The 11882-nt window shown below is 39.5% G+C and carries 9 protein-coding genes; 5 read left to right on the top strand and 4 right to left on the bottom strand.

The features are described from left to right. The first annotated feature begins 62 nt into the window (after positions 1 to 62). Both RM552_RS00695 and RM552_RS00690 read left to right on the top strand, forming a co-directional pair. Positions 63 to 1016 (top strand): hypothetical protein, encoded by a 954-nt coding sequence (locus RM552_RS00695; protein WP_311366877.1) that lies wholly within the window; start codon positions 63 to 65, stop codon positions 1014 to 1016. A gap of 110 nt (positions 1017 to 1126) precedes the next feature. Continuing rightward, a complete protein-coding gene (locus RM552_RS00690) occupies positions 1127 to 4486 on the top strand; it encodes an amidohydrolase family protein (protein ID WP_311366876.1) in 3360 nt (1119 codons plus the stop codon). Between the two features lie 182 nt (positions 4487 to 4668). On the opposite strand, the gene cobB is transcribed toward RM552_RS00690, so the two are convergent. The 4 genes from cobB to pnuC all read right to left on the bottom strand — a co-directional run bounded on the left by cobB (position 4669) and on the right by pnuC (position 7909). After that, entirely contained in the window at positions 4669 to 5415 is a 747-nt protein-coding gene (cobB, locus tag RM552_RS00685; protein ID WP_311366875.1) for a Sir2 family NAD+-dependent deacetylase, read from the bottom strand. A gap of 52 nt (positions 5416 to 5467) precedes the next feature. Beyond that, entirely contained in the window at positions 5468 to 6625 is a 1158-nt protein-coding gene (locus tag RM552_RS00680) for an iron-containing alcohol dehydrogenase (protein ID WP_311366874.1), read from the bottom strand. A 119-nt stretch (positions 6626 to 6744) separates the two neighbouring features. Next, positions 6745 to 7281, bottom strand: a complete 537-nt coding sequence (locus RM552_RS00675) for an AAA family ATPase (RefSeq protein WP_311366873.1) — start codon at positions 7279 to 7281, stop codon at positions 6745 to 6747. After that, positions 7271 to 7909, bottom strand: coding sequence for a nicotinamide riboside transporter PnuC (gene pnuC, locus RM552_RS00670; protein ID WP_311366872.1), 639 nt, complete (start codon positions 7907 to 7909; stop codon positions 7271 to 7273). The genes RM552_RS00675 and pnuC overlap by 11 nt, the downstream gene beginning before the upstream one ends. Before the next feature lie 260 nt (positions 7910 to 8169). Between pnuC and RM552_RS00665 the strand changes: the two genes are divergently transcribed. Genes RM552_RS00665 through RM552_RS00655 form a run of 3 tightly spaced genes read left to right on the top strand, consistent with a single transcriptional unit; the run spans position 8170 to position 11848 of the window. Beyond that, complete coding sequence (locus RM552_RS00665) at positions 8170 to 9429, top strand: HlyD family secretion protein (RefSeq protein WP_311366871.1); 1260 nt, start codon at positions 8170 to 8172, stop codon at positions 9427 to 9429. Further along, positions 9429 to 11633, top strand: a complete 2205-nt coding sequence (locus RM552_RS00660; protein ID WP_311366870.1) for a peptidase domain-containing ABC transporter — start codon at positions 9429 to 9431, stop codon at positions 11631 to 11633. The genes RM552_RS00665 and RM552_RS00660 overlap by 1 nt, the downstream gene beginning before the upstream one ends. Continuing rightward, on the top strand, positions 11633 to 11848 hold the full coding sequence (locus RM552_RS00655) for a LuxR C-terminal-related transcriptional regulator (protein ID WP_311366869.1): 216 nt from the start codon (positions 11633 to 11635) through the stop codon (positions 11846 to 11848). Before RM552_RS00660 ends, RM552_RS00655 begins: the two co-directional genes overlap by 1 nt. Positions 11849 to 11882 lie beyond the last annotated feature (34 nt).

Below are 11882 nucleotides of genomic sequence, written 5' to 3'. Positions count from 1 at the left end.
TAAAATAGTGTTAGCAACACAACAATCGTAATGTAGGATGTCAGATTTTGTTAAGGCAATATATGTACAACTTGATAAAAAAACTGGTATACGCCTGTTTTTTGTTCAGTGCCTACTTTATAACTGCGCAGGCTCAACAGGTTAATTTTTATAAACAAGTAAACACAATTCAGACTGAATTTTCTTATTTGTGGAAACACAAAAATGACACGTTTCAATTGCGTTTTGATATCAATAATGAATCCCTTGGCCAAATGCCGAACTCCCCAATTAATTATAACCAACGCTTACTGCAAGATTGGGTTTACAACGAAGTAATGTGGGTAGCAAAAAGTATTGACCCCAAAAAATCTAAGGTCAAAATTACACGTAAAGGGGACCGCTTGGGTTTTAGTGTGGAAAGTAGGATCCCCGGTGAAGCACAGAAAATTCTCGATAATCTGACCACAGCCTACGAAACTGCCAAAAATGATTATTGGAAAAAACACTTTTTTGTGCAATATCAATCTAGCAATGGCGCTAATTTAATTCGACATGACCATGCCCGATATGCTGAGTTAAGTAGCATGGAATTAAAACCAATTGTCAGAGCTATAGAGAAAGCTCAGCAGAACCCCGGTGACAAGCGTGAATTTGTGAATATTGCGTTGAGCTGGATCCAAAACATCCCATACGACCGACTAGATAATAGACGAACTTCAAACGCTGCTGGCTTGATTTCTCCACGGGATCTATTGTTACAAAACAGAGGGGATTGTGACAGTAAGTCAACATTAATGGCGGCGATTTTAAAAGCCTACAATCCACAAATAAAAATTGAAATGGTATATTTGTCCGACCACGCTTTGTTAGCAATTTCAATGCCCTCTAAACCGCAGGAGTTGACCGTTACTAGTCAAGGTGTTAGTTATGTTTTGGTCGAGCCTACTGGTCCTGCTCAATATGAAATTGGTGAAGTCGCGCCCAGCACTCGACAAGAGTTAAGAAATAGTCAATTTCAATTAATCACTTTGTAAATTTTTACGTTCATTATACCGCATACCAACAAAGCAGAAACTTGCGCTAAATTCAGTTTAGATTTAAGGTTAATCGGTAATTATAATTAAAATAACTATTCGGCAGAACAATGATTAAAAAAACACACCCTTTTCACGCTTTTATAGCGGCTGCAGGCCTTGGCTTGCTGTCAACCATCGCTAGCTTTAATACTTTTGCACAAGATACTAAATCAGCAGAAACTGAAGAGACACAGGTTGAAGACGATCCATTGCAAGACTGGGACGTCTTAGCCCCTCCCCTTTCGTTGAAACAAATAAGTATAAAAACCAATGAAACTACTTGGTCTAGTCTAGATGTCTCACCCGACGGCAAACTAATGGTCTTTGATATGTTAGGCGATATTTTTATTGTCGACGCAAACGGCGGCAAAGCGCGAGCGTTGACGCAAGATTTTGCATGGAATATTCATCCTGCTATTAGCCCCGATGGCAAGAAAATAGCGTTTATTTCAGATCGTGATGGTTTATCTAATGCATGGGTGATGGATATCGATGGTACTAATTTAAAACAAATAACTAAAGAAAAGAAAAACCTTATTCATTCGCCAAAGTGGAGCCCTGATTCACAATATTTGGTAGTGAGTAAAGGTATTATGTCGTCACGCTCCATCCCCGCTGGTGAGATTTGGTTGTATCATCATACAGGTGGTTCGGGAGTGGCAATCAAAGAGCGCGAAAACGGTAAAGTAGAACAACAAAACATCGCCGACCCTGCCTTTTCACCCGATGGTCGTTATATTTATTTCACCCATGACGTTAGCCCAGGTTCTGGTTTTTCATACAATCGTGATCCGCTTAAATCAATATTTGCGATTACCCGTTACGATCGCCAAACCGGCGAAGAAGAGAGATTTGTGTCAGGTACAGGTGGTGCTGTCGTACCAACTCCTTCACCCGACGGCAAACATTTAGCCTTTATTCGTCGCGTAAAAAACAAGACTGTTTTATTTACGAAAGACTTAGCCACTGGTTTAGAGGAGCCTTTATTTTTCGACCTTGAACGCGACATGCAAGAGGGCTTTGGTAGCGAAGGCTACTTTGCTTATTACGATTGGACGCCCGATTCAAAGCATATTGTTTTTTGGACCGGCGGTAAGTTTCATCGTTTAAATGTTAAAGATAAATCACTTACCACCTTGAGTGTCGAAATAGAGTCTACACTCAACTACGCCGACGCGCTGCGTTTTAAAGTAGATGTTGCCCCTGATGAATTTGATGTAAAAGCAGCTAGATGGGCACAAAAATCACCTGATGGTAAGTCAGTTTTATTCCAAGCATTGGGCAAGTTATATGTTCACAATATTAAGTCAGGCAAGGTAAAACGACTCACCAAGCAAAACGATCATGATGAGTATTATCCGCGATATTCTGCTGACGGGAAAAAAATTGTTTATACCACTTGGAGTGACAACCATCTTGGTAACATTATGATTGTGTCTTCGCGCGGTGGTAAAGGTAAAGCAGTCAATGTAGATAAAGGCCACTTTATTGAGCCGAGTTTTTCTACTGACGGCAATTATATTACATATAGAAAAGTAACTGGGGGCTATTTGCTCGCCCCACAATATTCTAATGAACCTGGCATTTATGTGCTTAATCTTGACCAAGAAACTACTGAGCGCGTTGCTAATAGTGGTTTTGAACCTCACTTTGCTGGCGACAATAGTCGCGTCTACTTTACTGAAAACGCAAGAGGCGCTTATCGCGAAACTCGTTTTTCAAGTGTTGATTTAAATGGACAAGACAAGCAGGTCCACTTAAACGGCGCCGACAAAGTCGCAGAATATCGTTTATCACACGACGGCAAATGGGTCGCATTTGTTTACCAATTTAAAACCTATGTTGCTCCTTTTGAAACCAATGGTAAAACGTTTATGCTTGGTCCAGATATGAGCGCACTTCCGGTCAAACAATTATCTGCCAGAGCTGGCAGCTATATGACTTGGCGCGACGACAATAATACAGTTGGTTGGTCGCATGCTGCTACTTATTTTGAGCGTTCATTAAATGATGCCTTCGACTTTATAGCCGGCGCACCTGAAGCGTTACCAGAACCACTTGACCAAGGCATAGATGTCAGCTTTAAACAAAAAACCGATAAGCCTGACCAAGTAACGGCTATTGTAGGTGGCACAGTGCTGACTATGCGTAACGCAAATGAAGAACAAGAAATCATCGAAAATGCTGTTGTACTAATTGAAGGTAATCGCATAAAAGCGGTCGGCAATAGCGAAGATATTTCTATTCCTAGCGATGCCTTAGAAATAGACGCTACTGGCAAAGTGATTATTCCAGGGCTTGTAGATGCGCATGCACACGGGTCTCAAGGTAGTTACGAAATTATCCCAGAACAAAACTGGAGTCAGTACTCGAACTTGTCATTTGGTGTAACTACCATTCATGATCCATCTAACGATACTAGTGAAATTATGGCAGCGGCCGAATTACAGCGAGCAGGTATGCGTGTAGCGCCTCGAACCTATTCTACTGGCACCATTTTATATGGTGCTGAAGCCCTTGGTTATAAGTCGATAATTAATGACTATGACGATGCATATTTTCATGTGCAACGTTTACAAGACATGGGCGCTATTTCAGTTAAAAGCTACAACCAACCTCGCCGCGACCAGCGCCAACAAGTTTTAGTTGCTGCCGATAAGCTTGGCATGATGGTTGTGCCTGAAGGAGGTGGAAAGTTACAACAGAATATTAGTATGCTTGTTGATGGCCATACTGGTCTTGAACATAGCATTCCAATTGCTCGTGGCTATGACGATTTAACCCAACTATGGCAAGCTACCGAGTTTGGTTACACACCTACCTTTGGCGTGGCTTACGGTGGCATGATGGGTGAAGAATATTTTTATGACAAAACAGAAGTGTGGAAAAACGAGCGATTAATGCGTTATACACCTTCGTTTTTAGTTGATAGACGTGCTATTCGCCGTCCAACAGCGCCTGAAAATTACTATAATCATATAGAAGTTGCCAAGTATGCTAAGCATTTACGTGACCGCGGTGTAAGGGTCATGATTGGCGCCCATGGTCAACGTGAAGGTTTAGCGGCTCATTGGGAAATGTGGATAATGGCGCAAGGCGGATTTACACCGTTTGAAGCCATTAGAGGCGCAACAATCGATGGCGCTATTCATTTAGGTTTAGATGATGATTTAGGCTCAATTGAAGTAGGCAAATTAGCTGACATGGCAATCGTTGACGGTGGCGTACTAAATGATATTCGTAGAAGTGAATATGTCAGTCATGTGGTTATTAATGGTCGCGTATTCGAAAGTGCAACTATGAACGAAGTGGGTGCCAAAGAAAAACGTAGCAAGTTCTTCTTTGAAAACAATAATAAATTGTTTATGCCAGAACATACTGAACAGATGATTAAAGAAAAATCAGAACGCTTCCATTGGGTGCACTAGTTTTAGTTGAATTGAACTGAACTGCCGGTAGGCAATAGCGCTCAGCAGCAATGTTTCTTTTAACGATCATTTAGCTTTGGTGTATATTTTTTATTCAGGCCAACATCGTTATTGTAAAGCCCCCCGAAAGTTACACAAAACCTTCGGAGGGCTTAATGTTAGTTACACGACAAGAGTGGTGACTAAGCTAATATGTCCTCAACAAATTGAGGCACAATAACCGACGCAGGACCATGTATTTTTTCTTCAAATTGCGATTCTGTTTCGCTAGGCTCTAGATTTAGCTCTACAGTATGCGCTCCACAACTGTTGGCAAAACTCACAAAGCCAGCTGCCGGATACACATTGCCCGAGGTGCCAATAGAAACAAAGATATCTGCTTGATATAAGTGTTGTTCAATTCGGTCCATGTGATAAGGGACTTCACCAAACCATACAATATCGGGGCGCAGACTATTTGGCGTTTTGCAGCACTCGCAAAGCATTGTGGCGTCAGTGTTTGATTCAGTATAAATCGATTTATTACTTTGCGGACACTTGACCGATAATAGTTCACCATGCATATGAATCACGTTTTTATTACCAGCCCGCTCATGCAAGTTATCAACATTTTGTGTTACTACAACTACATTATTACCTAAACCTTGTTCTAGTTTAGCCAAGGCATTGTGAGCTTCGTTCGGCTTAATGCTGGGTGATAACAATTGCTGACGCCGCTCATTGTAAAACCGGTAAACCAAACCGGGATTAGCCGCAAAACCTTCTGGCGTGGCGACTTCTTCAACGCTATGGTTTTCCCAGAGCCCATTATTATCTCTAAACGTCTTAATGCCAGATTCTGCAGATATACCAGCGCCCGTGAGCACAACTATTTTAAGGGCTTTTTTATTTTTCAAAGACGCAATAGTACTGATTTTATTTGCTGGCATCGTTTTTCATCATAAACTTTTAATCCTAGCCTTTATTCAAAGACTTCTGTTTTTAAGCGTAGGCCATTTCCAAAATTTCTTTTGATACATCTAAGCTTATATCGCCGTGCTCGCCCAATTTAAAGCGACCATTTTCTTCTAACTTTGCCATGATGTCGTCTATCGCAGATTTTTCCAAACCATAGTCAGAAATGCGCGTTTTAACTTGCATCTGCTCAAAAAACGCTTGAGTTGCCGCAATCGTCTCATCGACTAACTCTTCTTCTGACTCATGTTCAAACTTAAATACTTCGCGACCTAATTGCTTAATTTTTTGGAATTTTTGTTGTTTTTGTTTGCGCATTAAAGAAGGTAACACTATCGCTAAGGTTTGAGCATGATCAAGGCCAAATAATGCGGTTAATTCATGACCAATCATATGAGTTGCCCAATCTTGGGGGACACCTTGTCCAATTAAGCCATTTAGTGCCATTGTTGCTGCCCACATTACATTTGCTCTAGTATCATAGTCTTTCGGGTTTTCGAGCGCTTTAGGTCCCTCTTGTATGAGGGTTTTTAAAATTGACTCAGCAAAGCCATCTTGTATTGGTGAATTGACTGGAAAAGTTAGGTATTGTTCGATCACGTGTACAAACGCATCAACCGTTCCGTTGCTGATCTGTTTTTGTGGCAGTGTAAAGGTATATTCAGGATCTAAAACCGCAAAAATAGGTTGTACACTGGGGTGACCAAACGCCAATTTTTGTTGCGTTGCTTTTTTAGTCACTACAGAGTTACCGTTGCTTTCTGAACCGGTTGCAGGCAAGGTTAACACCGCGCCAATAGGCAATGGATTCGAAAACTGGGCCTGTTTTTCCAAAATATGCCACGGATCACCTTCAAAGTTTGCACCAGCAGCAAGGAACTTGGCGCCATCTATAACACTGCCTCCGCCAACAGCTAAAATAAAATCAATACCTTCATCTTTTATAATGGTAAAGGCTTTAGACAGCGTTTCGAAAGTCGGATTTGGCTCAACGCCTGAAAATTCAGCATAAGAAATCCCTTCTAGCGCTTTAACCACATCATCATATACACCGTTTTTTTTAATTGAACCCCCACCGTACATTAAAAGAACTTTAGCATTAGTAGGTATACGTTTTGCGATTTTTGCCGTTTGTCCTTTTCCAAATAAAATTTCAGTTTGGTTTTTAAATTCAAAATTATACATGTTGGGTATCCTGTTTATAGTTCTTAACGCTTTTTGTATAGACAATGTGGCGATAAAACTCGCCAATTCAAGCTAATAAGTTAAGCAGCGTAAACCGTACTAATAAAGCTCATTCTTATTTAAGAAACAGCTTTCAGTACATCAAGCACCTTACTCATTCTTTGTTTTACTGTGCCCTTTAATACGTGATATTTGATGCCACGTTTATCCAACTGGTTTTCTATAAAAACCTGAAACTCTTTGCGTTTTACTTCTCCAGAGCGCTCCCATGTATCTTCAAAAGGAATGTCATCGCAACATAAAAATACCACATCAAAACGAGCTTTACTTTCATCAGCCAATTTGTCTAATTCGGGTAATGCACAACCATAATAGTCTTGGGCAAAGTGCCAGGTTGTTAGCGCGTTGGTATCGACAAATAAATACTCGTTTGCTTTTAACAACGCTTCCTCTTCTTGACGTATTTGCTCTTGTGCAATATGCAAGAGTTGCTCCTGACTGAGCAATCGATCAACTTGGTTTTGTTCCCAAAATGTTCGCCCATATTCCAGTACTAGCTGCGTCGAAAAGTGCTCTGCTAATTTTTTCGCAATGGTGGTTTTTCCTGTCGAAGGAGCGCCCATAAAGACGACTTTAGTGATTTTTTTATGACTCACTCTGATACTCTGATAAGGTTGATGTTTGCTTTTTATGTTGTTTCCACCATGAATATTGGCCGAAAAAGCACATGACTAAAAATGTAAAATATAAAAGTGATGTAGGATAAAGGCCCTTTTGGTAATAGACATAAATTGCCACCACATCGACCACAATCCAAAAAGTCCAATTTACTAAATAACGTCGTGTCAGTAAAAACTGTGCAACTAAGCTAGTACAAGTGGTGAATGCATCTAAATATGCAAAACTAGCATCGGTTTTATTTGCCATCACATAACCAAGTATTACACTCGTTAACAACGCCACGCCTGTCCAAAGCGCTGTATGTATAAGTGTGCCATGCTCAACCACTAAGTCTGCTTGCTGTTCTGTAGACTGGCTATTTGCGCGCCAATTCCACCAACCGTAAAATTGCAAAAATATGTAAACAACATTCAATGCGGCATCTGAGTATAAATTGATATTAAAAAAAATGTAGGTATATAAAGAAACTTGAATTAAACCGAAAAACCAGCACCAAATATTGCGCTTAATAATGAGGAATATACAAATAAAACCAGAAACTGCAGCGACTATTTCTATTGTACTGGCACCCAAAAAGCCGCTAATAAATTGCTCTAAAGTCATATGAAATAGAAAAACGCTAAGCTTTTTTAATGGTTAGATAAATATGGCACAAATACCGCCTCATCAGCAAGTAAAGTTTTCAATTAGCCATAATTAAGCTATTGAACACTGACTTTTAGTCTTGTAATAAGTACAAGACAAGATTAATGCCTAGCCCTTTAACTAAACAACTTGACCTGATTTTTATAATACCGTCTCTCTTGCTTCATTAAGCTAATTGCTCACTAAGAAACGACTAAAACATTAATTAGGTCAACATTATGATTGCAAAAACACCATTATTTAGACAAGAAGCACTAGATGCTCAAAAGGATAAGCAATATGGTGAAGCCGTCTTATTACCTTCATTCAATATACTTACCATCACTATATTGATATTTTTATGCGTGACTATCGCAATATATTTCGCTCACAATTACACCTTTTCGAATACGGTAGAAATCAGAGGGTGGATAGAGGCAAGCAAACCGGGTATCGCAATAAAATCAGCTGATAATGTTGGTATCATCGAGAGTGTGTTGGTGAAAAATGGCGATTTAATAAGTAAGGGACAAGCACTTTTTACCATAAAAAGAGCTTCGTCGATTGTCACCAGCAACCGAGATTTAAATATAAAAAGAGCCTCCTTAAAACGTACAAACGAGCTTAAAATTGCGCAAATTGATGCCCAAAAAACGCTAATGGAGACCAAAACAAAGCATCTAGAAACGCAACAAGACTTGATAAACCGCAAAGCTACCTTGCTTTCAAAACAATCTGCTCTTATTGCTAGCAGAATCGACAGACTACTTAAGCAAATAGCTGAAAACCAATCTCTTGCAAACAAAGGATTGATAGCGCAGTCACAAATCGACGTTATCCACTCTCATTTGCACGATAATCAGACGCAACTAAGTCAAATCAATATACAGTTATTAGATGCCCAAACTGCAAAATCTAAGTTCATTCAAGCAACAAAAGAAACTAGAACAACTATTATAGAATTAACGCAACAAAAAGCCCTCTTGCTAAGCTCATTACAATCTGAGTTGTTAGCGATAAAACAATCCTTAGAATATACCGTTACTGCGCCAACAGATGGTTTCATAGAAAATATTACTTTAGGAAAAGGCGATAGCGTTGTTAATAATCAGTTAATGGCCAATATTGCCGCGAATTCGGCGCACATAAAAGCCTTCGCTTATATTCCCAGTCATGATTTAAATTTCATCAATACTGATAAAATTGTGAATATTAAAGTAGATGGCTTTGATTACAAACGCTTTGGAATGCTTAGTGCAAAAATACAGCATATATCGAAGCAAGTTACGGTGCCACAACATAGACAATCTTTGCCTGTAATCCCCTCTGCCCCATCATTTTTGAGCCAGTTGTCAATACAATCAAACTACCTAACACACGGCAACAAAAGCTGGTTATTAAAACCTGGCATGCTCTTTACAGCATCGGTAACACTTGAAGAATTAAGTGTTTTCGAATGGGTTTTTAGTTCATTGATTTCCCTACAAGAATTACGCTAATGGATACCGCGTCCCAAGTAACTTGGTTACAAAAAATTGCGTTATCTAAACGTGGAGTGCCGGTTGTCATGCAAAGTGAATCGAGCGAATGTGGGCTTGCCTGTATAGCAATGATTTGCCAGTTTTATGAAAATTTTATTGAAATTCGTGACCTAAGAAATACATGTTCATTCCAATCTCGCGGCATTAATTTAAGTGACTTAGTTGAGTTAAGTAACACCCTAGGACTCACTAGTCGAGCGCTAAAAGTATCTCTTAACGAACTCAAAAACCTGAGGCTTCCAGCTGTATTGCATTGGAATCTTAACCATTTTGTAGTGTTAGAGAAGGTCACTCGGAACTTTGTTCATATAAACGACCCTGCCTTAGGCAAACGTAAGCTCAGTTTCGAAAAATGTAGCTATTGTTTTACTGGCATAGGATTGGAGCTTATACCAAACCATGGGTTCAAGAAACTGACAAAACAAAAACAACTAAAGCTTAGCGATTTTATGCAGGGAATTAGCGGTATTAAAAGGCAACTTTTGTGGCTGCTTGGATTATCTATTTTATTACAGTGCTTTATGCTTGTGGCACCATTTTATATGCAGACAATTGTCGACCACATTATTGCCAGTCAAAATCAAAGTCTATTGCTGGTATTGGCGCTTGGATTTGCCATTTTGCTATGCATCGATACTTTGACAACTTGGGCTAGGGAACAACTCCTATTGCGTTTTTCCAATCAATTCAATTTGATAATTTCTGAACGCGTTTTTTCACACTTATTAAGTTTACCTATGCGTTATTTTAAAACACGACATATGGGCGATATCGTCAGCAGATTTGGGTCTTTACAAAATATACGCAATATTGTTTCACAGGGCATAGTGGGTGCGATGATTGATAGTTTATTAGGAGTCGCTACTTTAATCGTAATGCTCTTTTATTCTCCCCTTTTGAGCTTTTTAGTCCTTTTTTGGGTGGTGCTTTACGCTTTATTGAGATGGGTATTTTACTATCCACTAAAACAACACAATCAAGAGTCCCTGCATGCTGACGCCAAGCAACAGAGTTACTTTATGCAAAGTCTTCGCGCTATCACCACGACTAAATTAGCGCAAAAAGAGGCCCTAACCACTGCGACCTGGATGAATCATTTGGTTTGCTTGGTTAATCAACAAATTAAAATTGGTGAATGGCAAATTAGATTTAGCACTATTAATAAATTGCTATTTGGCTTCGAGAATATATTCATCATTTTTGTTGCCGCAAGCCTTGTTATGGAAAACGCATTTACCTTAGGAATGCTGTTCGCTTTTATTAGCTATAAAGGTAAGTTTATTGCAGCTAGCACTAGCATGATTGACAAATGGATTGAATTCACTTTGTTATCAGTGCATTTAAAAAGGCTTGAAGACATTGTTTTTACAAAGCCAGAAAACACATCAAGCTTAACAAACAAACTCGCTTATAAAAGACTTACTACTTTGCAAAAAACTCAGAATATTCAAAATGACGTGGGTGCTCGGATAGATATCAACGAGTTAAGTTTTGCTCATGATAAATCCAGAAGCAGACTTTTTAAAAATATAAACACTGTATTTGAATCAGGCGAGTTGGTCGCAATAGTCGGCAAAAGTGGGTGTGGCAAAAGCTCTTTTTTAATGTGCTTATTAGGTTTGTATGAATACGATGATGGCTCAATTTCTATTGATGGCCAAACGCTCAATTCTTGGAATAGACAAGACGCAGGTGTTGCCGGCGTATTACAAGACGACCAGTTACTAAATGGCTCTCTGATAGACAATATATGTCAGTTCAACCAACGCCCTGACTACAAATTTGCAATAAAGTGTGCGCAAGTAGCCTGTATTCATGAGGATATTATGCACATGACTATGCAGTATGAATCTCTCATTGGCGACATGGGTGATAATCTTAGCGGGGGGCAAAAGCAACGTTTATTGCTAGCCAGAGCACTCTATCAAAAGCCACGATTGTTGGTGCTAGACGAAGCGACCAGTCATTTAGATATTCAAACAGAAGCCACAATTTGCAACAACTTAAAACAACTCTCCTGCACCATAGTAATGGTGGCTCATCGGCCACAAGCTATTGCAACCGCTAACAAAATTTATGCTTTATCGTCAATTGGCCTGACTGAGATCAGTTATTCAAGCGATAACTTTCAACCCTCAACCAACAAAAAGGATGATAACTAATGCTTACCAATATTGAAGTATTATCAAACAGAGAAAAACAAATAGCCCTAAAAATTATGGACGGGCTACCAAACAAAATCATTGCTTGTGATTTATTTATTAGCGAGCGAACGGTCAAGTTCCATTGTGCAAATATTTACCGAAAATTGGCAATTAGAAATCGCCATGCCTTGGTCGCACAATACTACCGAGAGCTAGGCAGTTTAACCGTATAAACATAACAAAGCGAAACGCTAACCTAAGATCCCC

It is taken from the genome of Glaciecola petra (genome assembly GCF_031846345.1).
GTDB lineage: Bacteria > Pseudomonadota > Gammaproteobacteria > Enterobacterales > Alteromonadaceae > Glaciecola > Glaciecola petra.
Note: the sequence above shows the minus strand (reverse complement) of the source record. Positions and strands in the feature narration are given on the sequence as shown.